This is a genomic window from Burkholderia guangdongensis (genome assembly GCF_013403875.1).
Classification (GTDB): Bacteria; Pseudomonadota; Gammaproteobacteria; order Burkholderiales; family Burkholderiaceae; genus Burkholderia; species Burkholderia guangdongensis.
This window is the reverse complement of the sequence record NZ_JACBNX010000005.1, coordinates 1-23542: the sequence shown is the minus strand read 5'-3', so window position 1 is coordinate 23542 and position 23542 is coordinate 1. Positions and strand designations below refer to the sequence as shown.

Here is a 23542-nt window from a genome sequence, read left to right as displayed (position 1 = left end):
GCGAGCTCAGAAACCCGCGATCGCGTAGTGCGCGGCGATACCCGCGAACAGCGCGCCGCCGAGCCAGTTGTTGTGCCTGAACGCGGCGAAGCAGGCCATCCGATCGCGCCCCTTGATCAGCGTGTAGTGATAGATCGCGCAGCCGGCCGCGACCGCCCAGCCGGCCCAGAACGCGAACCCGAAGCCGAGCGTCGCGCCGATCCACGCGTAGACCCCGAGCGTCGCCGCATAGCAGAGCATCACCGCCGCGACGTCGAAGCGGCCGAACGTCAGCGCGGACGTGCGGATACCGATCTTGATGTCGTCGTCGCGGTCGACCATCGCGTATTCGGTGTCGTACGCGACCGACCAGAACACGTTCGCGGCAAGCATGATCCACGCGAGCGGCGGCACCGCGTCCTGCACGGCCGCGAACGCCATCGGAATGCCGAAGCCGAACGCGATCCCGAGATACGCCTGCGGAATCGCGAAGAAGCGCTTCATGAACGGATACGTGCCGGCGACGAACACCGCGACGACCGACAGCTCCTTCGTCAGCGCGTTCAGCGGCAGGATCAGCAGGAACGCGACGAGCGACAGCCCGACCGCGATCGCGACCGCCTCCCACGCGCGGATCTTGCCCGACGTCAGCGGACGCTCGGCCGTGCGCTTCACGTGACGGTCGAAGTCGCGGTCCGCGTAGTCGTTGATCGCGCAGCCGGCCGAGCGCATCAGGATCGTGCCGAGCGCGAAGATGGCGAGCAGCGACACGCGCGGCCGGCCGTTCGACGCGATCCACAGCGCGTTGAGCGTCGGCCAGAGGAGCAGCAGGCTGCCGATCGGCTTGTCCATCCGGACGAGCCGCAGATACAGGGGAAAGCGCGCGAACATGGGGCCTCAGGCAAATGAAATCACCAATTTTTTGCCGCAAGCGGCAGCGTATTTGCGCAAGGTCGCAAATGACGGCGAATGCTTCTCGCTCGAAAGGGAAGTCTCCAGCCGCGAGACGGCAGAGGCGGTCGTACCCATGCGCGCGGCAATCTGGGCCTGCGTCAGCCCGGCCTCCTTGCGCGCTTCCAGCAGCGCGTTGAGTGCCGTGAACTCCTCTTCGAGCGCATCGTACGCGTCACGGAACTTCGGGTCGGCGAACAGGCGTGCGTCATCTTCCGCGGTGTGCGAAACCGGGTTGAACTTCTCTGCCAGCTCCCGTGTCAGTCTGCTCTTAGCCATAGCCTCGTACCTCTTTCATCCGTTTTCGCGCGATGCGCATTTCATCGTCCGGCGTCTCCTGCGTTTTCTTCACGAACGAATGCAAGACGACGATGCGCCGGCCAACCAAGGTGCAGTAGAACACCCGGCCAATGCCTTCACGGCCGCGCGGCCGCAATTCAAACAATCCGTCACCCATTGCTCTCGAGTGCGGCATGCGAAGATCCGCCCCGTACTGCTGCATAAGCGCAACCAAGCGTCGATATGCGGCAAGGACGCCGGTCGGCAGATCGAACACTTCCCGTTTGATGCGCTCGCTGTAATAGATGACTTCCCATTCCATAGGGGCGAATGTTAGCAGATTTGCTATTTTCGCGGGAGGCGAGCAATCCGAGTGTGGCGGTCAGCACGTGACCCGAACCGCGCCAGTGTAGCGGTTGCCGGCGCGCGGCCCCGCTCAACCGCCGGCGAGATGATGCACGGCCTGCCCGATCAGCACGGCCGCGCCGCTGCCGGTGATCGCCGCGCCGATGGCGCGCCGCCACGCGAGCGCGCCTGCGTGCCGCATCGTCGCGGCAAGCGCGTCGCGTCGTTCGAGAATCAGTTGGGTCATGATCGCCTCTCCTTTGAATGCAGGTGGTCGGTCGCATCGCGCGGGCGGCCCGAAAGCCACCCGCCCCGACCCGACCGTTATTTCCCGAGCTTCGCGATCGCCGCCTTCACGCCCTCCGCGTACGCGGGATCGATCTTCGCGAAGTGCTCGAGCGCACGCTCGACGATTTCCGCCGGCACGCCGTCGATATGCCGCGCGATGTTGCCGAACAGCCGCGCCTTCTCGCCCGCGTCGAACAGCCGGAACAGCGCGGCCGGCTGGCTGTAGTAGTCGGCATCCTCGCGATGATCGTAATGATCGACCGCCCCCGCCTGCAGCGCCGGCTCGAGCGCGTTGCGGTCCTGCGCGAAGTCGCCGAAGCGGTTCGGCTCGTAGTTCACGTTGCCGCCGAGGTTGCCGTCGGTGCGCATCGCGCCGTCGCGGTGCGACGCATGGAACGGGCAGCGCGGCGCATTCACCGGAATCTGGTGATGGTTCACGCCGAGCCGGTAGCGCTGCGTGTCGCCGTACGAGAACAGGCGCCCCTGCAACAGACGGTCCGGCGAGAAGCCGATTCCCGGCACGACGTTCGCCGGCGTGAACGCGGCCTGCTCGACGTCCGTGAAGTAATTCCGCGCGTTCCGGTTCAGCTCGATCACGCCGACGTCGATCAGCGGGTAATCCTCGTGCGGCCACACCTTCGTGATATCGAACGGGTTGTACGGCACCTTCGCCGCGTCCGCCTCCGGCATCACCTGAATGCGGAACGCCCAGCGCGGGAAATTGCCCTGATCGATGTGGTCGACCAGGTCGCGCTGCGCGCTCTCGCGATCGCCGGCGATCACGCTCGCCGCTTCGGCGTCCGTATAGTTCTCGATCCCGTTCAGCGACTTGAAGTGGAACTTCACCCAGAAACGTTCGTTGTCCGCGTTGTAGAACGAGAACGTATGCGAGCCGAAGCCGTGCATCTGCCGATAATTCTTCGGAATTCCGCGGTCGCTCATCAGGATCGTGATCTGGTGCAGCGCTTCCGGATGGCGGGTCCAGAAATCCCACGCGGCGATGTTGCTGCGCAGGTTCGTGTACGGGTCGCGCTTCTGCGTGTGGATGAAGTCCGGGAACTTCAATGGATCGCGAATGAAGAACACCGGCGTGTTGTTGCCGACGACGTCCCAGTTGCCCTCTTCCGTATAGAACTTGATCGAAAAGCCGCGCACGTCGCGCTCGGCGTCGGCCGCGCCGCGCTCGCCGGCAACGGTCGAGAAGCGCATGAAGAGCGGCGTTTGCCCGCCGACCTGCGAGAACACCTTCGCCTTCGTGTATGTCGAGATGTCGTGCGTGACCGTGAGCGTGCCGAACGCGCCCGAGCCCTTCGCGTGCACGCGGCGCTCCGGAATCACCTCGCGGTCGAAGTGCGCGAGCTTCTCGAGCAGCCACACGTCCTGCAGCGCGACAGGGCCGCACGGGCCGGCGGTCAGCGAATTCTGGTTGTCGGCGACGGGCGCGCCGGCGGCGCTCGTCAGTTTCTTGTTCTCGGACATGCTGTGCTCCTTGGGTTGGCTGTGCGACGGGGGCGGATAAGCGGCAACGGAAAAACGGCGGCGGAAAAGCGGCGGTGCTCAGCTGCCGTACGCGCGATCCGCGAGATACGCATACGCGATCGGGCGCAGGCGGCGGAACGCGGCCCGGGCCCGATGGACGAACTTGCCGCGCGACGAAGCCTCGCGCGGCACCGGGTGCATCATGGGTCGCATCACTGATCGCATCACGACTGCCTCCTTTCACGCTTGCGTTGGGCCGGTCCCGGCCGGACCGGCACCGCGCCGATCCATGCAGTGCATTCTATTTAAAACTATCGATTAATTTAATTTGATAAATTTTATCTATTCGATAGGCAAAAATAAACGGGGCCGAAAGGCCCCGCTCCGCCGGACGGACGCTGCGGCCGGGCGGCCGCTCAGTTCACGGTTGCCGGGATGTCGAGCTTCGTGACGCCGGGCAGGTCGCACGCGGCGATCGCATCGCTGATCGCGTCGATCGCCGGCATCCGCGTGAAGCTCTTGCGCCACGCGAGCACGACGCGCCGGTCGGGCACCGGCTCGCTGAACGGCACATACGACAGCAGCTCCGCGTCCGGGCCGTTCGCGCGCGGCCCGACCTCGGCGACCGACATCCGCGGCAGCACCGTGATCCCGACCCCGCTCGCGACCATGTGCCGGATCGTCTCGAGCGACGAGCCCTCGAACGTCTTCTGGATGCCGTCGGCCGTCTGCGAGAAGCGCATCAGCTCCGGGCACACGCCGAGCACGTGATCGCGGAAGCAATGGCCGTTGCCGAGCAGCAGCATCGTCTCCTGCTTCAGGTCGGTCGCGTCGATCTTGCGGCGCTTCTCCCACGGATGCCCGGACGGCAGCGCGACGACGAACGGCTCGTCGTACAGCGGCCGCACCATCAGGCCGGTTTCGGGGAACGGCAGCGCCATGATCGCCGCGTCGATCTCGCCCTGCTTCAGCAGTTCGAGCAGCTTCAGCGTGTAGTTCTCCTGGAGCATCAGCGGCATCTGCGGGACGCTGCGGATCATCTGCTTGACGAGCGTCGGCAGCAGATAGGGTCCGATCGTGTAGATCACGCCGAGGCGGAACGGGCCGACGAGCGGATCCTTGCCCTGCTTCGCGATCTCCTTGATCGCGAACGTCTGCTCGAGCACGTGCTGCGCCTGCGTGACGATCTGGTCGCCGATCGCCGTGACGCTCACCTCGCTCGCGCCGCGTTCGAAGATCTGCACGCTCAGTTCATCCTCGAGCTTCTTGATCGCCACCGACAGGGTCGGCTGGCTCACGAAGCAGGCTTCCGCCGCGCGGCCGAAGTGCCGCTCGCGCGCAACCGCGACGATGTATTTCAGTTCAGTCAGCGTCATTGTGGGTCAATCAGATAGATACAGGCGATAGATTTGATTTATACACCGCCGGTGCCGATTCGCCAACATGCGCCGCATCATCGGCCGCCGATCCGGCGTCGGCCGGCCCGTTCCCGCAGCCGCGACCGTCGCGTCACGCCTTCAGGTATTGCTCGCGCGCGCCGAGCCAGCGCGCGAGATGCTGCGTGACGACGTCCGGATACGCGGCGATCAGCCGGGCGGCCGCGTCGCGCGCGGGCTCGATCAGCCAGCCGTCCTGCTCGAGATTCGCGAAGCGCAGCATCGCCGCGCCCGACTGCCGCGCGCCGAGGAATTCGCCGGGGCCGCGGATCTCGAGGTCGCGCCGCGCGATCTCGAAACCGTCGGTCGTCTCGCGCATCGTCTTCAGCCGCGCGCGGCCCGCGAGCGACAGCGGCCCGCTGTACAGCAGCACGCAGACCGACGCGGCGGTGCCGCGCCCGACGCGCCCGCGCAACTGGTGAAGCTGCGCGAGGCCGAAGCGCTCCGCGTGCTCGATCACCATCAGCGACGCGTTCGGCACGTCGACGCCGACCTCGATCACCGTCGTCGCGACGAGCAGCTGGACTTCGTTGCGCGAGAACGCGTCCATCACCGCGGCCTTGTCGGCCGGCGCGAGCCGCCCGTGCACGAGCCCGACCTTCAGCTCCGGCAGCGCGGCGACGAGCGTCTCGTACGTCTCGACCGCCGTCTGCAGCTGCAGCGTTTCGCTCTCCTCGATCAGCGGGCACACCCAGTACACCTGCCTGCCCGTCAGCGCGGCCTCGCGCACGCGCGCGGTCACCTCGTCGCGCCGCGCGTCGCCGACGAGACGCGTCAGCACGGGCGTGCGGCCCGGCGGCAGCTCGTCGATCGTCGACACGTCGAGATCCGCGTAATACGTCATCGCGAGCGTGCGCGGGATCGGCGTCGCGGACATCATCAGCTGGTGCGGCTGGAAGCCGGCCGCACCGTCGGCCGCGTTCGCAGCCTTCGCGCGCAACGCGAGCCGCTGCTCGACGCCGAAGCGATGCTGCTCGTCGACGATCACGAGCCCGAGCCGCGCGAACTCGACCGCATCCTGGATGATCGCGTGCGTGCCGATCACGAGCTGCGCGGTGCCGAGCGCGGCCGCCTCGATCGCCGAACGCTTCTCCTTCGTCTTCAGGCTGCCGGCGAGCCACGCGACCTGCACGCCGAGCGGCTCGAGCCATGCGCGCAGCTTGCGCGCGTGCTGCTCGGCGAGGATTTCGGTCGGCGCCATCAGCGCAGCCTGATAGCCGGCGTCGATCGCCTGCGCGGCCGCGAGCGCCGCGACGACCGTCTTGCCGCTGCCGACGTCGCCCTGCAGCAGACGCTGCATCGGATGCGGCTGCGTCAGATCGTGCGCGATCTCGTCGACGACGCGCGTCTGCGCGCGCGTCAGCGCGAACGGCAGCGCGGCGTGAAGGCGCGTCGTCAGCGCATCGGCGTCGCGCGCGGCGTGCGGGTCAGACTGGTTACGCGAGTCCCGGCGCGGCATCGCGGGCGCCGCGCGCGTGCGGCGCTCCTCGTGCGCGCGCTTGAGCGACAGCTGCTGCGCGAGCAGCTCGTCGAACTTGATCCGCGTCCATGCGGGATGCGAGCCGTCCATCAGCGCGGGCTCGTCGGCGTCGGTGCCCGGGTGGTGCAGGATCTTCACCGCGTCCGCGAGCAACGGCAGGCCGAGCGGCCGCAGATACGCATCGGCGACGTCAGGCGGCAGGATCTCCGGCAGCGGCGTGCGCGCGAGCGCGTTGTCGATCGCCTTGCGCAGATACGCCTGCGATACGCCCGCGGTGCTCGGATAGACGGGCGTCAGCGCCTGCGGCAAAGGCGCGTCCGCTTCGACGACCTTCACCGCCGGATGCACGATCTCCATCCCGAAGAAGCCGCCGCGCACGTCGCCGCGCACGCGCAGCCGCTGGCCGACCGCCATCTGCTTGACCTGCGACCCGTAGAAGTTCAGGAAGCGCAGCGCGAGCACCGCGCCGTCGTCGCCCTGCAGCTTCACAACGAGCTGGCGGCGCGGCCGGTACGCGATCTCGTTGTCGATCACGACGCCTTCCGCCTGCGCGATCTCGCCGGGCAGCAGCTCGCCGACGGGCGTCAGCGTCGTCTCGTCCTCGTAGCGCATCGGCAGGTGCAGCACCAGATCGATCGAGCGCGTGAGGCCGAGCTTCGCGAGCTTGTCGGCGGGCTTCACGGGCTTCGCGGATTTCGACCGGGACGGCGCGGCGGCGTCCACGTCGTGCCCGTCGAACGGATCGACGGAATCGACGGATTCGACGGAATCGACGGATTCGACGGATTCGACGGAATCGGCGGCGGCGGCAGTGGAACGGCGGGGTGACACGGGCATCGGATCGGCAGGGTGCTTCGCAACGCAAGTACAATAGCGGCTTTCACGTCGTCCCGACCAGCGACGCCGGTCCAGCCGCGCGACCCCGCCATCATAGCGGCTCGCGCCCCTCCGATGCGAGGTGCGCCGGCCGTTTCGAGCCATTGCAGCATGTTCACCCTTTCCGATTTCGATTTCGATCTGCCACCCGAACTGATCGCGCAGACCGCGTTGCCCGACCGCACCGCGAGCCGTCTGCTCGACGTCGACAACACGGTCGAGCCGCCGCGCCTGACCGATCGCCGCTTCGCCGAACTGCCGTCGTGCGTGTCCGCCGGCGACCTGCTCGTGTTCAACGACACGAAGGTGCTGAAGGCGCGCTTCTTCGGCCAGAAAGCCAGCGGCGGCAAGGTCGAGGTGCTGATCGAACGCGTGACCGGCACGCACACCGCGCTCGCGCAGATTCGCGCGAGCAAGTCGCCCGGCCTCGGCACGACGATCACGCTTGCCGATGCGTTCGACGTGACGGTCGGCGAGCGCGTCGAGCCGTTCTACACGCTGCGGTTCCCGCAGCCATGCCTCGACCTGATCGAGCGCTTCGGCCGGCTGCCGCTGCCGCCGTACATCGAGCACGATCCGGACGCGACCGACGAGACGCGCTACCAGACCGTCTACGCGAGCAACCCGGGCGCGGTCGCCGCGCCGACGGCCGGACTGCACTTCGACGACGCGCTGCTCGCGAAGCTCGACGCGATGGGCGTCGAGCGCGCGACACTGACGTTGCACGTCGGCGCGGGCACGTTCCAGCCGGTGCGCGTCGAGAACATCGCCGAGCACAAGATGCACAGCGAGTGGTACGACCTGCCGCAATCGCTCGTCGACAAGATCGCCGCGACGCGCGCGCGCGGCGGCCGCGTGATCGCGGTCGGCACCACGTCGATGCGCGCGCTCGAAGCGGCCGCGCGCGACGCCGAGGTCGCGGGCCGGCCGCTCGCCGCGATGCAGGCGGAAACCGACATCTTCATCACGCCGGGCTACCGGTTCCGCGTGGTCGATCGGCTCGTGACGAACTTCCATCTGCCGAAGTCGACGCTGCTGATGCTCGTGTCCGCGTTCGCGGGCGTCGAGACGATTCGCACCGCTTATCGGCATGCGATCGACGAGCGGTATCGGTTTTTCAGTTACGGCGACGCTATGCTGCTGACGCGGCGGGACGGCGCGTAACCCCATTTCCTCGCCGCCGGTATTCTCCGGTGGCGTTTTCAACATGCGCCGGACTGTTCTCCGGTGGCAAGGAGCACTCTGTGATGACCGAAGGTTCATCCCACGATCACGATACTCACGCAAACGCGCACGTCCCGCCCGACAACGGGCTCAAATTCGAACTGCTGACGACCGACGGTCACGCGCGCCGCGGGCGGCTGACGCTCAACCACGGCGTCGTCGAGACGCCGATCTTCATGCCGGTCGGCACGTACGGCACCGTGAAGGCGATCCAGCCGCGCGAGCTCGACGAGATCAAGGCCCAGATCATTCTCGGCAACACGTTCCATCTGTGGCTGCGCCCGGGCCTGGACACGATCGCCGCGCACGGCGGCCTGCACGGCTTCATGGGCTGGAAGAAGCCGATCCTGACCGACTCGGGCGGCTTCCAGGTGTTTTCGCTTGGCGATCTGCGCAAGATCACCGAGGATGGCGTCACGTTCGCGTCGCCGATCAACGGCGACAAGCTGTTCCTGTCGCCGGAAGTGTCGATGCAGATTCAGAAGGTGCTGAACTCGGACATCGTGATGCAGTTCGACGAGTGCACGCCGTACGCGACGAACGGCGTGCCGACCACACACAAGGAGGCGGCCGACTCCATGCGGATGTCGCTGCGCTGGGCGAAGCGCTCGCTCACCGAGTTCGACCGGCTCGGCAATCCGAACGCCCTCTTCGGGATCGTCCAGGGCGGGATGTTCGAGGATCTGCGCGACGAATCGCTCGCGGGCCTCGCCGAGCTCGGCTTCCACGGGCTCGCGATCGGCGGGCTGTCGGTCGGCGAGCCGAAGGAGGACATGATGCGGATCCTCGAGCACGTCGGGCCGAAGCTACCCGCGCACAAGCCACACTATCTGATGGGCGTCGGCACGCCGGAGGATCTGGTCGCGGGCGTGGCCGCGGGCGTCGACATGTTCGACTGCGTGATGCCGACCCGCAACGCGCGCAACGGGTGGCTGTTCACGCGTTTCGGCGACGTGAAGATCCGCAACGCGACGCACAAGCACTCGCTGAAGCCGCTCGACGAAAGCTGCGCGTGCTACACGTGCCGGAATTTCTCGCGCGGGTATCTGCACCATCTGCACCGCGTCGGCGAGATCCTCGGCGCGCAACTCAACACGATCCACAACCTGCATTACTACTTGCAGTTGATGAGCGAGATTCGGGAAGCGATCGATACGCACACGTTCGACGCGTTCAGGAAGCGGTTCGCGGAGGATCGGGCGAGAGGGGTCGATTGACGGGCACGCGGAACCGCGTGGCCCGCCGAAATATTACAATTTACTTTCCGCCGATCGCGACCGCGCTTGCGCCCGAAGTGTGACGAAAGCGTCAGCGATGCGATAACGAAGCATTAACGGCTTGATCCGAAAGCGCATTTGCCGCGCGGTCGCCCCTTTGGGCCGGTGGTAGAATAGCCGGCTTAATTTTTAGATCTTCCTTTACGGAGAGACCAACGTGCCGTTCATTTCCAATGCCTTCGCGCAAAGCGCCGCGGGTAGCACCGAGTCGAACCTGATGAGCTTCCTGCCGCTCATCCTGATGTTCGGCGTGCTCTACTTCATCATGATTCGCCCGCAGATGAAGCGCCAGAAGGAGCACCGCAACATGCTCTCCGCGATGGCGAAGGGCGACGAAGTCGTCACGAGCGGCGGCATCGTCGGCAAGGTGACGAAGGTTTCGGAAGCTTACGTCGGCGTCGAAATCGCCGACAATACCGAAGTCACGGTGCAGAAGGCCTCGATCACGACCATCCTGCCGAAGGGCACGATCAAGTCGTTGTAATGCCCTCCCGGGTCCGGCCCCCGCGCCGCCGCCCTCCGGCGGTTCGCGCCGCGGCGCCGGACGCGACGCATCCTCGCCAACTTTCCCGTTCGGCCCCCTCATGAATCGTTACCCACTCTGGAAGCATGTCGTGATGGTCGTGGCGCTCGCCATCGGCTTTCTGTACACGTTGCCCAATTTCTTCGGCGAAGCGCCGGCGGTGCAGGTGTTGAGCGGCAAGGCCACGGTCAAGCTCGACTCGTCGACGCTGAGCCAGGTCGACGCCGCGCTCGCGGCCGGCCAGATCCAGCCCGACGACGTCACGTTCGAAAACACGGCCACCAACGCGAACATCCGCGTGCGCGTGAAGGACACCGACACGCAGCTGCGCGTGAAGGATCTGCTGCAGAAGGCGCTGAACCCCGATCCGACCGATCCGCAATTCGTCGTCGCACTGAACCTGCAGAGCGCATCGCCGCGCTGGCTGACCGCGCTGCACGCGCTGCCGATGTATCTCGGCCTCGACCTGCGCGGCGGCGTCCACTTCCTGCTCCAGGTCGACATGGCCGGCGCGCTGACGAAGAAGCTCGACTCCGACGCATCCGACGCACGCACGCTCCTGCGCGACAAGAACATCCGCGACGGCGGCGTCGACCGCGTCGACCAGTCCATCGTCGCGAACTTCGCCGACCAGCAGACCGCGGACGACGCGCGCCAGATGCTGTCGTCGTCGGTCTCCGAGCTGCAATGGGCGACGCAGCCCGGCGGCGGCGGCATCCAGGTGATCGGCACGTTCACGCCGGCCGTGCAGAAGGCCGTCCAGGACGCCGCGCTGAAGCAGAACATCACGACGCTGCACAACCGCGTGAACGAGCTCGGCGTCGCCGAGCCGGTGATCCAGCAGCAGGGCAGCGACCGCATCGTCGTCGAGCTGCCGGGCGTGCAGGACACCGCGAAGGCGAAGGACATCATCGGCCGCACCGCGACGCTCGAGGCACGCCTCGCCGATCCGATCAACACGCATCCGGATCCGAGCGCGCCGGTGCCGCCGGGCGAGGAGCTGTTCACGCAGGGCAACCAGGTGCCGGTGCTGTTGAAGAAGCAGGTGATCTTCACCGGCGACCGCATCATCGACGCGTCGGCCGGCTTCGACGAGCATCAGCGTCCGTCGGTCAACATCCGCCTCGATTCGGCGGGCGGCCGCGCGGTGCGCGCGGTGTCGCGCGACAACATCGGCAAGCCGATGGCGATGGTGCTGTTCGAGAAGGGCAAGGGGCAGGTGCTGACGGTCGCGACGATCCAGTCCGAGCTCGGCGACCGCTTCCAGATCACCGGCCAGCCGACCCCGCAGGCCGCCGCCGACCTCGCGCTGCTGCTGCGCGCGGGCTCGCTCGCCGCGCCGATGGACATCATCGAGGAACGCACGATCGGCCCGAGCCTCGGCGCGGACAACATCAAGATGGGCTTCCACTCGGTGGTCTGGGGCTTCTGCGCGATCGCCGTGTTCATGATCGCGTACTACATGCTGTTCGGCATCGTGTCGGTGATCGGTCTGTCGGTGAACCTGCTGCTGCTGATCGCCGTGCTGTCGATGCTGCAGGCCACGCTGACGCTGCCGGGCATCGCCGCTATCGCGCTCGCGCTCGGCATGGCGATCGACTCGAACGTGCTGATCAACGAGCGCGTGCGCGAGGAGCTGCGCCGCGGCGCGCCGCCGCAGCTCGCGATCCAGGCCGGCTACGCGCACGCGTGGGCGACGATTCTCGACTCGAACGTGACGACGCTGATCGCGGGCCTCGCGCTGCTCGCGTTCGGCTCGGGCCCGGTGCGCGGCTTCGCGATCGTGCACTGCATCGGCATCCTGACGTCGATGTTCTCGGCGGTGTTCTTCTCGCGCGGGCTCGTGAACCTCTGGTACGGCGGCCGCAAGAAGCTGAAGTCGCTCGCGATCGGCCAGATCTGGAAGCCGGAGGCGGCCGAGCCCGCCGCCGCCACGTTCGGCGCGCAGGACGGCGCCACCGACACCGCGCGCGCCGCGCAGCAGCTCGCGTCGCCGGCGAAGTCCGGCGGGGCCGGCGCGCCGCGCGGCAAGCCGGTCGTGCGCCGCCGCTCGAACCCCGGCATGCCGCCGAAAAAACCGGGCGCGTCCAGTTAAGCGCCGGAGATAACGCACATGGAATTTTTCCGCATCCGTAAAGACATCCCGTTCATGCGGCACGCGTTGGTCTTCAACGTGATCTCGCTCGTGACGTTCATCGCCGCCGTGTTCTTCCTGTTCCATCGCGGGCTGCATCTGTCCGTCGAGTTCACGGGCGGCACGGTGATCGAAGTGCAGTACCAGCAGCCCGCGCAGCTCGAACCGGTGCGCGCGACGCTCGGCCAGCTCGGCTACGCGGACGCGCAGGTGCAGAACTTCGGCACGTCGCGCAGCGTGATGATCCGCCTGCCGCTGAAGCAGGGCCTGACGTCCGCGCAGCAGAGCGACCAGGTGATGACCGCGCTGAAGGCGCAGAGCCCCGACGTCGCGCTGCAGCGCGTCGAGTTCGTCGGCCCGCAGGTCGGCAAGGAGCTCGCGACCGACGGCCTGATGGCGCTCGCGTGCGTCGTGATCGGCATCGTGATCTACCTGTCGTTCCGCTTCGAATGGAAATACGCGGTCGCCGGCATCATCGCGAACCTGCACGACGTCGTGATCATTCTCGGCTTCTTCGCATTCTTCCAGTGGGAGTTCTCGCTCGCGGTGCTCGCGGCGGTGCTCGCGGTGCTCGGCTATTCGGTCAACGAGTCGGTCGTCATCTTCGACCGGATTCGCGAGACGTTCCGCTCCGAGCGCAAGATGAGCGTGCAGGCGGTGATCAACCACGCGATCACGAGCACGATGTCGCGCACGATCATCACGCATACGTCGACCGAAATGATGGTGCTGTCGATGTTCTTCTTCGGCGGCCCGACGCTGCACTACTTCGCGCTCGCGCTGACGGTCGGCATCATGTTCGGCATCTACTCGTCGGTGTTCGTCGCCGGCTCGCTCGCGATGTGGCTCGGCATCAAGCGCGAGGATCTGATCAAGGACAGGAAGCAGGCGCACGATCCGGACGATCCGAACGCGGGCGCGCAGGTTTGAACAGGACATCGGGATGAGCGTGACAGACCGGTACTCACGGAACCGGGCCTGACGGGCTCGTCGATCCAGCCGAAAAAGCCCAATCAGCGTTGCTGATTGGGCTTTTCTCTTTTCCGCGCACCGCACATTCGCTTGACCACATGGCCAACGATCGACTCGCGTCGTCGTCCGCGCAACTTGCCCGCATAGAATGATCCGACGCTTGACCATCAACTTTATTGTATGTACGATCAGCCATTGGAAATCGATTTCGATCCGTACAAAAACGCCAGAAACATTCGAGAGCGTCAGCTTTCGTTCGGCCGGGCGCGGGACTTCAATTTCGATTCCGCACTGATCGCCGTCGACGATCGATGCGACTATCGCGAAACGCGCTACGTCGCACTCGGTTTCCTCGACGGCCGGCTGCATGTGCTCTGCTTCACGGAAACGGGAACAGGCATCCGGGTGATCAGCTTCAGGAAAGCCAATTATCGGGAGGCGCAACGCTATGACAGCGCACAAACCACTCGTTGACGAGCACGGCGAGGTTCGGGAGATTGCCGACGCTGATTTGACACGCTTCAAGCCGGCGTCCGAGGTGCTCTGCGCATCGCTGCGGAAAAAGGTCGGCGTACGCGGCCCACAGAAGGCGCCGACCAAAGTGCAGACGTCGATTCGCCTGTCTGCTCCGGTCATCGACGCATTTCGCGCATCGGGAACCGGCTGGCAGACACGCATTGATGTCGTGCTGACCAACTGGCTGAAAAGACACGCGCCGGAAGAAATCGAAGTCTGACCGCCCGCCGTTTCGTTCAAACAAAATGGCCGATTGCCCCGCTTCGGTGAACTGAGCCCCAATAGTTGGAGATAGATCCGACCCTTGGGGTTTTTCATGGCGGGGCCGTTTTAAAAAAAAAACGCCGCGCCCTCCGAACGGAGAACGCGGCGGTTCATGGTGCGCAACGTCACCCCTCGAGGCGACACATCGCTTACTGCTGCTTGATCGCCTCGGCGGTAATCAGCAGCTTCGTCGCCATCTTGAAGCCGTACGCCTTGCCGTAGTCGATCCCGAAGTCGGCGCGATCGAACTCGCCGATCGCGTCGACGCCGCACACCTCGCGCTTGAGCATCGGATGCGGCATGCACTTGAACGAATCGATCTTCAGCGTCAGCGGCTTCGTCACGCCGTGCATCGTCAGGTTGCCGACGACCGACGACGGCTCGTCGCCCGTGAACTGGATCGTGCCGACGTAGTGCGCGTCCGGATACTTCGACGTGTCGAAGAATTCCGGCGACTGCAGGTGCGCGTCGAGTTGCGGGTTGCCGGTGTGAACCGACCCGATCTGCGTCGTCACGTCGACGGTGCCGGTCTTCGCCGCGCGGTCGAGCGTCACGGAGCCCTTCGACTTGTCGAACTTGCCGCGCCAGACCGACAGCCCGCCCAGGTGATCGGCCTCGAAGCTCGGATACGTGTGGTTCGGATCGAACTGGTAGGTCGCAACCTCCGCGTGCGCGGCAAACGACAGCGAAGCGGCGAGCATGCCCGCCGCGATCATCAGATGCTTGTTCAAAACGCTCTCTCCTGAAAACTGCGCCGCGCGGCCCGCGCGGCGTCGGTGCAAGGCGGCGCGAGCGCGCCGCCGTATGACTACTTGGTAACGATGTGGAACTTGATCTGCACGTCGTCGGCGACGACCGACGTGTCCTTCCACTCGCCGGTGCCGACGTCGAACGCCGAGCGCTTGATCGGCAGCACGCCGTCGAAGGTCTGCGTCGCGCCGCTCTGCGTGACGGTGACGGGCACCGTCAGCGTCTGCGTCTTGCCCTTGATCGTCAGCTTGCCGGTCACGTTGTACTTGTTGCCGCCGGCGGGCGCGATCGCGGTCGACACGAACGTCGCCCGCGGATAGTCCTTCGCATCGAACCAGTCCTTGCCGGCGACCTGGTCGTTGTACATCGGGTCGCCGAGATCGTAGCTCCCGACGTCGATGCTCACCTGCGCGCTGCCCTGCGCGGCCTTCGCCGGATCGAACCGGACCTGCGCGGAGAATTTCTTGAACACGCCTTCGGTCGGCACGTTCATCTGCTTCGCGATCACGGACACCTTGCTCTTCGCGGCGTCGACGTCCGCGCGCGCGGCGCCCGACGCGACGAGCGACGCGGCGGCGAGCGCGGTCAGCAGGAAGCGGGAAACGGAGCTTTTCATGGGATCCTCGTCACTTGAGAAACGGAAGCATGCGCGACAGCAGCCCGTCGCGATCGATCAGTTGATGCTTGACGACCGCGATCACGTGCATCACGACGAGCGTCAGCAAAATGTAATTCAGGAACACGTGCGCCGCCTTCAAGGTTTCCTTCAGCGCCGGATCGGGCGCGATCAGGCGCGGCAGCGGCACGATCCCGAGATAGACGACCGGAATGTTCGACGCCGAGCTGTACAGATAGCCAGTCGCCGGAATCACGAGCATCAGCGCGTACAGCACCCAGTGCACCCCATGCGCGGCCAGGCGCTGGAACACGGGCATCCCGGCCGGCAGCGGCGGCGGCCGGTGCGTCGCGCGCCACAGCACGCGCATCGCCGCGAGCGCGAACACGGTCACGCCGATCCACTTGTGCCACGAGTAGTACTTGAGCTTCGTCGGCGTGAAGCCGGGGATGTCCGTCATCACCCAGCCGAGCGCGAAACCGCAGATGATCAGCAGCGCAATCAGCCAGTGAAGCGCGATCGCGGGTCTGCTGTATGACGCCGGTGCAACCGGCGACCGATTTGAAGCCATACCTGTCCTCTTTGATGCCCAAACCGCGCCGCGGCAGCGCGCGACGCATAACGAGGGCGCCATCGTACCGCAACCGGCCGGCGCCGGCAGATTACCACCACGGCGGGCGGCGCGCGCGGCCCGCCGAATTCGAGGTGAACGCCCAGTCACAACGATACGCCACCTGACGCCGCCGAAACGCGTTTTGGTAAGATGGGCGCGGGTTCCGGCCCCGCCGACGCATCGTTCCGATGCCGCGCAACCGTATTCCCCATGCCACGAGACGATCTGATTGCCTGTCATGAATGCGACGCACTGTTGCGCAAACCGCGCCTTGCCGGCCGCGAAGTCGCGCGCTGCCCGCGCTGCGATGCGCTGCTTTTCCGCAACAGCGCCGCGCGGCTCGACCGGATCTGCGCACTGACGCTCGCCGCGCTGATCACGTTCGTGATCGCGCAAGCGTTCCCGATCCTCGAGATGGACCTGAACGGCAACCGCGTGCGCACGACGCTGATCGGCGCGCTCGACGCGCTGTGGCAGCAGGACATGGGGGTCGTCGCGGTGATGGTGTTCTGCTCGACCGTGCTGTTCCCGCTCGTCGAGATGGCCGCGTTGCTGTATCTGCTGTTCCCGCTGCGGCGCGGCATCGTGCCGCCGCTGTTCAACCCGGTGCTGCGGATGATCCAGCTCGTGCGGCCGTGGGGCATGATCGAGGTGTTCATGCTCGGGATCCTCGTCACGATCGTGAAGATGGTGAGTCTCGCGCGCGTCGTGCCCGAGGCCGCGCTGTTCGCGTTCGCGGCGCTAACGTTGATGCTCGCGGTCGTGCTGATGTTCGATCCGCGCGTGCTGTGGGACATCGCCGACACGCTGCGCCCGCGCGCCGCGCCCGCGCGGGCCCGCGATGCGGCGCCGCTGCCCGGGGCGCACGGCGGATGACGGCGCCGATGACCACGCCAACCACGGCGCCAACGACAGCGCCCACCGCGGCCCGCGCGGGGCTCGCGAGCTGCCACGTCTGCGAGCTCGTGCAGTCGCCGGCCGAGAACCGCGGGCACTGCGCGCGCTGCGGCGCGGCGCTGCACCTGCGCACGCCGAACAGCATCGCGCGCACGTGGGCGCTGCTGATCGCCGCCGCGATCCTGTACATTCCCGCGAACCTGCTGCCGATCATGCGCACCGCGTCGATCGTCGGCTCGCAGGAAGACACGATCATGAGCGGCGTCGTCTACTTCTGGACGTCCGGCGACTGGCCGCTCGCGGTCGTCGTGTTCGTCGCGAGCATCCTCGTGCCGATGCTGAAGCTCGGCGTGCTGCTGATCCTAGTCACGAGCGCGCAGCGCCGCTCCGCGTGGCGGCCGCTGCAGCGCACGCGCCTGTTCCGGATCGTCGAGCGAATCGGCCGCTGGTCGATGCTCGACATCTTCGTCGTGACGCTGACCGTCGCGCTCGTCCATTTCCGCTCGCTCGCCGTGATCACGGCCGGGCCCGGCGCGCTCGCGTTCGGTTCCGTCGTGATCCTGACGATGCTCGCGTCGATGCAGTTCGATCCCCGCCTGATCTGGGATCCCGTCGAAACCCCAGGGAAACACCATGAATAGTCCGCAAGGCCCGCAGCACGACCCGGACACCGGGGGCGGCCATCCGCCGCCGCCGCCCGACCCCGTGATCACGTCGAAGGCCGGCTGGCTGCCGTCGCTCGTGTGGCTCGTCCCGCTGATCGCCGCGCTGATCGGCATCGGCCTCGTGGTCAAGTCGGTGCGCGAGCGCGGCCCCGAGATCACGATCAAGTTCCGCAACGCGGAAGGCCTCGAGCCCGGCAAGACGCAGGTCAAGTACAAGGACGTCGAGATCGGCACCGTGAAGACGATCAAGCTGTCGAAGGACCTGGCGCAGGTGCTCGTCAACGTGCAGTTGAAGAAGGAAGCCGAGGACTTCGCGGTCAAGGGTTCGCGCTTCTGGGTCGTGCGCCCGCGCGTCGGCGCGTCGGGCGTGTCGGGGCTCGGCACGCTGCTGTCGGGCGCGTACATCGGCGTCGACGCGGGTCGCACGCAGGACACCGAGACCGAATTCACCGGGCTCGAGACGCCGCCCGCCGTCACCGCGGACCAGAAGGGCACGCAGTACGTGCTGCGCGGCGATTCGCTCGGCTCGATCGACATCGGCTCGCCGGTCTACTACCGGCGCGTGCAGGTCGGGCAGGTCGTCGGCTTCTCGCTCGACAAGGACGGCACCGGCGTGACGATCCACGTGTTCGTGAACGCGCCGTACGACCAGTACGTCGGCACGAACTCGCGCTGGTGGCAGGCGAGCGGCGTCGACCTGCGGCTCGACTCGAGCGGCTTCAAGCTGAACACGCAGTCGCTCGCGACCGTGATCCTCGGCGGCATCGCGTTCCAGGCGCCGCCGGGCCAGAGCGGCGGCGCCACCGCGCCGAACAACGAAACGTTCCGCCTCGGCTCCGACGAGGCCGACGCGATGCGCGAGCCGGACGGCCAGCCGATCCAGGTCGTGATGAACTTCAACCAGTCGCTGCGCGGGCTCGCGATCGGCGCGCCGGTCGACTTCCGCGGCATCGTGCTCGGCGAGGTCACGAACATCGGCATCGACTACGATCCGGCGACGAAGAACTTCACGATGCCGGTCACGATGAACGTGTATCCGGAGCGGCTCGGCCGGCGCTTCCGCGAGACGATCGAGAGCCAGGGCGAAACCGCGCGCCGCGAGATCCTCGCGCGGCTCGTGCAGCACGGGCTGCGCGGGCAGTTGCGCACCGGCAACCTGCTGACGAGCCAGCTGTACGTCGCGCTCGACTTCTTCCCGAAGGCGGCCCAGGTGAAGATCGATCCGACGCATCTGCCGATCGAGCTGCCGACCGTGCCGAACTCGCTCGACGAACTGCAGCTGCAGGTCGCCGACATCGCGAGGAAGCTCGACAAGGTGCCGTTCGACCAGATCGGCTCGAACCTGAACAGCGCGCTCGCGAACGCGGACAAGCTGTTCAAGCAGCTCGACACGCAGGTCGCGCCCGAGGCGCGCGACACGCTGTCGGCCGCGAAGCAGACGTTCTCGACCGCCGAGGCGACGCTGCAGCAGGATTCGCCGCTGCAGTCCGACGTACGGCAGGCGCTGAAGGAGCTGACGCGCACGCTGCAGTCGCTGAACACGCTCGCCGACTATCTCGAGCGCCATCCGGAATCGCTGCTCAAGGGCAAGCCAGGAGACAAGCCATGACGACACGCGTGAACGGTCCCGCACGCGGCGCGGTCGCCGCCCGTGCCACCCTCGCCGCCTGCACCGCCGGCGCGCTGCTGACGCTCGCCGCGTGCAGCTCGCCGCCGGCGCGGTTCTACACGCTGAGCCCGGATGCGCGCGCGGTGCACGCCACGCCCGCGAATCCGCCGTTCCTGATCGAAGTGCCGGCCGTCGACGTGCCCGAGCAGATCGCGAAGAACCAGCTCGTCGTGCAGAAAAGCGCGACGCAGGTCGATGTGCTCGAGCAGGAGCGCTGGGCCGCGTCGCCCGCCGACGAGATCCGCCGCGCGCTGTCCGACGATCTCGCCGCGCAGCTCGGCACGATCGACGTCGCGGGCGCCGCGTATCCGCCGGGCGTGCCGGTGTATCGCGTCAGCGTGAACGTGCAACGCTTCGAGTCGTGGCCGGGCAAGCGCGCGGCGATCGACGCGGTGTGGAGCGTGCGCGCGGTCGGCACGCAGGCGGCGATGACCTGCCGCACGAGCGTCGAGGAGCCGGTCGGCGACGGCTACGACGCGCTCGTCGCCGGCCACCGGCGCGCGATCGATGCGCTCGCGCGTGCGGCCGCGGCCGGCGTGCGCGCGATGGCCGCCCAGCGCAGCGAACCGGCAGCCGGCGGGAAAAATGCCCCGGCGGCGGCCGTGCGCTGCCCGGCGAACGCGAGCACCGGCGACGCGGCCGGGGCAACTGGCGCGACCGGAGCAACTGGAGCAACCGACGCGGCCGGCCGGTCCCCCGGTTCATGACGGCGCGCGACCACCTTTCGGGAAAGCGTCCATGTTCCGCGCGCTGACGACCCTGCTCAAGAAGTGGCGCGCGTCGCGCAGCGCGAGCCATCAGCTCGACGCGCTGCTCGCGAACGCGCCCGACGGTGACGCGCCGCACGCGGAGCGCAGCGAATGGCTGATCGAGCTCGCGCACTGGCTGCACCGCGGCGGCGCGTTGCAGCCGGCGTCGTCAGCCGAGCACAACGGCAGCGACGGCAACGACGGCAACGACGACGATGGCGGAGATGACGGCCACGCGCGCGCACACCCGGCGCACGCGCGGCTGCGCTACCTGCTCCACGTGCTCGACCGCAATCCCGCGTGGAAGACGCGCGCCGCGCGAATCCTGCGCGGCGCGCTGCGCGAGAACGACGGTATCTCGCTGCTGTGCGACGCGGGGATGCCGGTGCACGCGGGCTTCTTCGGCGCGCTGTTCGAGCGGATCGACGCGTCGCTGATCCCGCCCGCGCCGAACCGCCGCGAGCTGTCCGCGCTGTTCACGCTGATGTTCCCGTCGCCGGCCGACGCGCAATGGATCGGCGCGCTGCCCGACGATCTGCTCGCGCGTCTGGCCGGACTGTTCGCGTTCGACGTGACCGACGACGAGCGCCACGAACCCGGCTCGTTCTCGCGCGATCTGCTCGCGGCGCTGCACAACCTGACCTGCCAGATCAGCTCGACGGGGCTGTCGCAGACGGTGCGCAGCCGCCTCACCGGCGACGACGCGAAGCAACCGCTCGAAGCGCTGCCGTTCTACCGGCTGACGCGCGCGATGCTCGCGGTCGAGACCGCGAGCGACGTCGCGAGCGAAAGCGGCGATACGAGCAAGCTGCTGCACGAGGTCAACTATCTGCGCGTGCTGCTCGACGAATGCCGCGAGGCGGCCGACGACGTGTTCGCACATCTGTACCGCAACGGCGTGTCGGTCGACATCGTGTTCCAGGTCGCGCGGATGCGGATGCGGATCCAGCGCGCGGAGCTGCTGCTGAACGCGTGGATGACGCGCGACGACCTGCACGGCCTCGCGCACCTCGCCGCGGAGCTCGTCGACGCGAACCTGAACAGCCAGAGCGTCGGCCATCTCGTGCGCAGCAACTTCTCGCTGTTCGCGCGCAAGCTCGTCGAGACGAACGCGGACACCGGCGAACACTACATCACGCGCGAGCGCGGCGAGTATCTGAAGATGCTGCGAATGGCCGCGGGCGGCGGGCTCGTGACGGTCGCGACGGTCTGCGTGAAGTTCTGGATCACCGGCGTGCATCTGCACACGATGCTCGAGGGCGTGCTCGCCGGAATCAACTACGCGGCGAGCTTCATGCTGATGCACTTCCTGCACTTCACGCTCGCGACGAAGCAGCCCGCGATGACCGCGCCGACGCTCGCGCGCGAGCTCGACGGCACCACGCACGACGCGGGCGTCGCGCAGTTCGTGTCGTCGGTGATCGCGCTGATCCGCACGCAGACGGCCGCGATCTGCGGCAACGTGCTCGCCGTGCTGCCGGCCTGTCTGCTCGTGCAACTGTTCGCGGGCCGCGTGCTGCATGCGAACCTGATCTCGCCCGAGAAGGCGCACGCGACGCTGCACGGGTTCTCGCTCATCGGCCCGACGCCGCTCTACGCGGCGCTGACGGGCGTGCTGCTGTGGGCGTCGAGCCTGCTCGCCGGCTGGGCCGACAACTGGTTCGTGCTGCACCGCGTCGGCGACGCGCTCGCGTACAACCGCCGGCTGCGGCTCACGCTCGGCCCGTCCGGCGCCGCGAAGCTCGCGCGCTTTTGCCGGTCGAACGTCGCAGGCGTCGTCGCGAACGTCGGGCTCGGGCTGATGCTCGGCCTCGTGCCGGCGATCGTCACCGCGTTCGCGTTCACGTTCGAGGTGCGGCACGTGACGCTGTCCGCCGGATCGATCGGCATCGCGATCGGCGTGCTCGGCAAGGACGCGCTGCGCTCACCCGAGCTGTGGTGGGCAGTCGCCGGCGTCGCCGGGATGGGCATCCTGAACGTCGCGACGAGCTTCGCGCTCGCGTTCGCGATGGCCGTGCGCTCGCGCAGCCTGCGGCCGACGAAGGTGCGCGCGCTCGTCGCCGCGATCGGCCGCGCGATCGCCGCGAATCCGCTCGGGCTGTTCTGGCCGGCGGGTGGTGCGCGAGCGGGCGGGAGACAGTCGGAGTCGCATTGACGGCCGGACGGCCAGATCGTCCGGCATCAGATTCGGATAGTCCACTGCTCAGACATCGACTACCTCCTTCGGCAAGGCTGACGTAGACAGCGCTCGCGCGCTGACCATCCAGCAGGCAGCGGTGTAGCGAACTTCGGTTCCGTGTACAAAGGAATCAAAGGCGGGGCGGACAGATTCAATGACCTGTGTGCGCGTCCGCTCGTCTGTCTCTTGAAGGATCTTACCGACAGGGCCGAGCCGGCTGAAGTAGTTGACCAACTCCTTCTCGGGCAGGGTGCAGTCTATATCGATCGGCCGAATGTCGATCTCCGCCCAGCCGCTCTCCTCCAGGATAGAAGCGACCCGACACTGGTCTGCGAAGGAGAACTGCCCCGGCGCGTCAGGCCGACGGGCGGGCAGATTCGGCAGCAGCGGCGCGGCGGCACGCTCGGCGGTGGCCATGAACGGATTGTCAGCGGCACTGCGCCAGGCGATGCAGCACAGCTCGGCTCCGTCCCTTGCGGCGCGCCGCAGGGTCGCGAAGGCCAACACCGGGTTATCGAAGAACATGACGCCAAAGCGCGACATGATCCTGTCGAAGCTCGCCGGCTCGAAGGCATGGGTTTGCGCGTCGGCACAGATGAAGCTTGCCGTCGAGCCCTCCCGTTCGGCGCGTGACTGGGCGCGGGCGATCATCGGAGCCGAAACATCGACGCCGATGCAATGGCCCTTCGCGCCGAGCCGCCGCGCCGCCGCCAGCGTCGTGCTGCCCGTGCCGCAGCCAACGTCGAGCACGCGGTACCCGGCTCCGGCGTCGATCATGTCAACGAGCAGATCCTCAAAGGGCCTGAACATCTGGTCGAGTACCTCCTGCGTGGCTACCCATGCGCGCCCGGAACTGCCGTTCCAAAGTGCCTTCTGCGTGTTTTCGGTCTGGTGTATGACATCCATGATCGTTGTCCTTTGCTTGCTCCCGGGGAGCGGAAGCTAAACTATGCAAGCTCAAGTCGACTTGAGGTCAAGAGATGATCAAGCTAGACATCGGCGAGGTGGTGCAGCAATCCGGCGTTCCCGCATCAACGCTGCGGTTCTACGAGGAAAGGGGGCTGATTACCTCAAGGGGCCGGCGAGGGTTGCGCCGCCAGTTCGATCCTGGCGTGCTGGACCGGCTGGCATTGATCGCGCTGGGGCGCGCCGCCGGCTTCTCGCTGAATGAGATCGCGCTGATGTTCGCGCCGGAGGGGCAACTGCGCATCGACCGGCAGATGCTCGTAGCAAAGTCCGAGGGGGGGTGTCAGGATTTCCGTGTTCAAGGCGGGTTGAATAATCACACGGACGGGCGAACGAATCGATCCTGATAGAGGATAGCGAACTGGTTCATCGCTGCCTTCCAATCATGAGCAGCACGACTCCAGTCGGCCGTGAT

General features: G+C 67.0%; 24 protein-coding genes and 1 pseudogene. 13 read left to right on the top strand and 12 right to left on the bottom strand.

Annotated features, from left to right (window positions below; all coding sequences use genetic code 11):
- Positions 1–6: 6 nt before the first annotated feature.
- The 8 genes from ubiA to recG all read right to left on the bottom strand — a co-directional run bounded on the left by ubiA (position 7) and on the right by recG (position 7074).
- Positions 7–870 carry a 4-hydroxybenzoate octaprenyltransferase gene (ubiA, locus tag HZI36_RS06765; protein ID WP_179401865.1) on the bottom strand — a complete coding sequence of 288 codons (864 nt, stop codon included), beginning with the start codon at positions 868–870 and terminating at the stop codon, positions 7–9.
- 6 nt (positions 871–876) lie between these two features.
- The gene (locus HZI36_RS06760) at positions 877–1194 is read right to left on the bottom strand and encodes a helix-turn-helix domain-containing protein (RefSeq protein WP_179402000.1); all 318 of its coding nucleotides are present in this window, start codon (positions 1192–1194) and stop codon (positions 877–879) included.
- Positions 1195–1201: 7 nt separating this feature from the next.
- Positions 1202–1531, bottom strand: coding sequence for a type II toxin-antitoxin system RelE/ParE family toxin (locus HZI36_RS06755; RefSeq protein WP_179401864.1), 330 nt, complete (start codon positions 1529–1531; stop codon positions 1202–1204).
- Between the two features lie 114 nt (positions 1532–1645).
- Positions 1646–1801 carry a hypothetical protein gene (locus tag HZI36_RS06750; protein ID WP_179401863.1) on the bottom strand — a complete coding sequence of 52 codons (156 nt, stop codon included), beginning with the start codon at positions 1799–1801 and terminating at the stop codon, positions 1646–1648.
- A 77-nt stretch (positions 1802–1878) separates the two neighbouring features.
- Entirely contained in the window at positions 1879–3321 is a 1443-nt protein-coding gene (locus HZI36_RS06745; protein ID WP_179401862.1) for a catalase, read from the bottom strand.
- Positions 3322–3399: 78 nt separating this feature from the next.
- On the bottom strand, positions 3400–3534 hold the full coding sequence (locus tag HZI36_RS27195) for a hypothetical protein (protein ID WP_281376253.1): 135 nt from the start codon (positions 3532–3534) through the stop codon (positions 3400–3402).
- A 203-nt stretch (positions 3535–3737) separates the two neighbouring features.
- Positions 3738–4697 carry a hydrogen peroxide-inducible genes activator gene (locus tag HZI36_RS06740; RefSeq protein WP_179401861.1) on the bottom strand — a complete coding sequence of 320 codons (960 nt, stop codon included), beginning with the start codon at positions 4695–4697 and terminating at the stop codon, positions 3738–3740.
- A gap of 133 nt (positions 4698–4830) precedes the next feature.
- Positions 4831–7074 (bottom strand): ATP-dependent DNA helicase RecG, encoded by a 2244-nt coding sequence (gene recG, locus HZI36_RS06735; RefSeq protein ID WP_179401860.1) that lies wholly within the window; start codon positions 7072–7074, stop codon positions 4831–4833.
- Positions 7075–7224: 150 nt separating this feature from the next.
- Between recG and queA the strand changes: the two genes are divergently transcribed.
- The 7 genes from queA (at position 7225) to HZI36_RS06700 (ending at position 13979) form a co-directional block, all read left to right on the top strand.
- Positions 7225–8277, top strand: a complete 1053-nt coding sequence (gene queA, locus HZI36_RS06730) for a tRNA preQ1(34) S-adenosylmethionine ribosyltransferase-isomerase QueA (RefSeq protein WP_179401859.1) — start codon at positions 7225–7227, stop codon at positions 8275–8277.
- Positions 8278–8360: 83 nt separating this feature from the next.
- Complete coding sequence (gene tgt, locus HZI36_RS06725) at positions 8361–9554, top strand: tRNA guanosine(34) transglycosylase Tgt (protein ID WP_179401858.1); 1194 nt, start codon at positions 8361–8363, stop codon at positions 9552–9554.
- A 217-nt stretch (positions 9555–9771) separates the two neighbouring features.
- The gene (gene yajC / locus HZI36_RS06720; RefSeq protein WP_179401857.1) at positions 9772–10098 is read left to right on the top strand and encodes a preprotein translocase subunit YajC; all 327 of its coding nucleotides are present in this window, start codon (positions 9772–9774) and stop codon (positions 10096–10098) included.
- Between the two features lie 100 nt (positions 10099–10198).
- Positions 10199–12232 (top strand): protein translocase subunit SecD, encoded by a 2034-nt coding sequence (gene secD, locus HZI36_RS06715; protein ID WP_179401856.1) that lies wholly within the window; start codon positions 10199–10201, stop codon positions 12230–12232.
- A gap of 18 nt (positions 12233–12250) precedes the next feature.
- On the top strand, positions 12251–13201 hold the full coding sequence (gene secF / locus HZI36_RS06710; protein WP_179401855.1) for a protein translocase subunit SecF: 951 nt from the start codon (positions 12251–12253) through the stop codon (positions 13199–13201).
- Positions 13202–13438: 237 nt separating this feature from the next.
- Positions 13439–13717 carry a BrnT family toxin gene (locus HZI36_RS06705; RefSeq protein WP_179401854.1) on the top strand — a complete coding sequence of 93 codons (279 nt, stop codon included), beginning with the start codon at positions 13439–13441 and terminating at the stop codon, positions 13715–13717.
- Positions 13692–13979 carry a BrnA antitoxin family protein gene (locus HZI36_RS06700; protein WP_179401853.1) on the top strand — a complete coding sequence of 96 codons (288 nt, stop codon included), beginning with the start codon at positions 13692–13694 and terminating at the stop codon, positions 13977–13979. The genes HZI36_RS06705 and HZI36_RS06700 overlap by 26 nt, the downstream gene beginning before the upstream one ends.
- 193 nt (positions 13980–14172) lie before the next feature.
- On the opposite strand, the gene HZI36_RS06695 is transcribed toward HZI36_RS06700, so the two are convergent.
- From HZI36_RS06695 to HZI36_RS06685, 3 genes are all read right to left on the bottom strand, one after another.
- Positions 14173–14754, bottom strand: coding sequence for a YceI family protein (locus tag HZI36_RS06695; RefSeq protein WP_179401852.1), 582 nt, complete (start codon positions 14752–14754; stop codon positions 14173–14175).
- Positions 14755–14831: 77 nt separating this feature from the next.
- The gene (locus HZI36_RS06690) at positions 14832–15389 is read right to left on the bottom strand and encodes a YceI family protein (protein ID WP_179401851.1); all 558 of its coding nucleotides are present in this window, start codon (positions 15387–15389) and stop codon (positions 14832–14834) included.
- Between the two features lie 10 nt (positions 15390–15399).
- Positions 15400–15960 carry a cytochrome b gene (locus HZI36_RS06685; RefSeq protein WP_179401850.1) on the bottom strand — a complete coding sequence of 187 codons (561 nt, stop codon included), beginning with the start codon at positions 15958–15960 and terminating at the stop codon, positions 15400–15402.
- A 252-nt stretch (positions 15961–16212) separates the two neighbouring features.
- Here HZI36_RS06685 and HZI36_RS06680 point away from each other — a divergent pair, with 252 nt between their 5' ends.
- Genes HZI36_RS06680 through HZI36_RS06660 form a run of 5 tightly spaced genes read left to right on the top strand, consistent with a single transcriptional unit; the run spans position 16213 to position 22137 of the window.
- The gene (locus HZI36_RS06680; protein WP_179401849.1) at positions 16213–16878 is read left to right on the top strand and encodes a paraquat-inducible protein A; all 666 of its coding nucleotides are present in this window, start codon (positions 16213–16215) and stop codon (positions 16876–16878) included.
- A gap of 8 nt (positions 16879–16886) precedes the next feature.
- Positions 16887–17540 carry a paraquat-inducible protein A gene (locus tag HZI36_RS06675; RefSeq protein ID WP_179401848.1) on the top strand — a complete coding sequence of 218 codons (654 nt, stop codon included), beginning with the start codon at positions 16887–16889 and terminating at the stop codon, positions 17538–17540.
- On the top strand, positions 17533–19173 hold the full coding sequence (locus HZI36_RS06670; protein ID WP_179401847.1) for a PqiB family protein: 1641 nt from the start codon (positions 17533–17535) through the stop codon (positions 19171–19173). The genes HZI36_RS06675 and HZI36_RS06670 overlap by 8 nt, the downstream gene beginning before the upstream one ends.
- On the top strand, positions 19170–19940 hold the full coding sequence (locus HZI36_RS06665; protein WP_179401846.1) for a PqiC family protein: 771 nt from the start codon (positions 19170–19172) through the stop codon (positions 19938–19940). Before HZI36_RS06670 ends, HZI36_RS06665 begins: the two co-directional genes overlap by 4 nt.
- 31 nt (positions 19941–19971) lie before the next feature.
- On the top strand, positions 19972–22137 hold the full coding sequence (locus tag HZI36_RS06660) for a site-specific recombinase (protein WP_179401845.1): 2166 nt from the start codon (positions 19972–19974) through the stop codon (positions 22135–22137).
- Between the two features lie 48 nt (positions 22138–22185).
- On the opposite strand, the gene HZI36_RS06655 is transcribed toward HZI36_RS06660, so the two are convergent.
- Positions 22186–23067, bottom strand: coding sequence for a class I SAM-dependent methyltransferase (locus HZI36_RS06655; RefSeq protein WP_179401844.1), 882 nt, complete (start codon positions 23065–23067; stop codon positions 22186–22188).
- Between the two features lie 74 nt (positions 23068–23141).
- Here HZI36_RS06655 and HZI36_RS06650 point away from each other — a divergent pair.
- Positions 23142–23402, top strand: a pseudogene (locus HZI36_RS06650) (MerR family transcriptional regulator); the annotation flags it as partial.
- Positions 23403–23542: the final 140 nt, after the last annotated feature.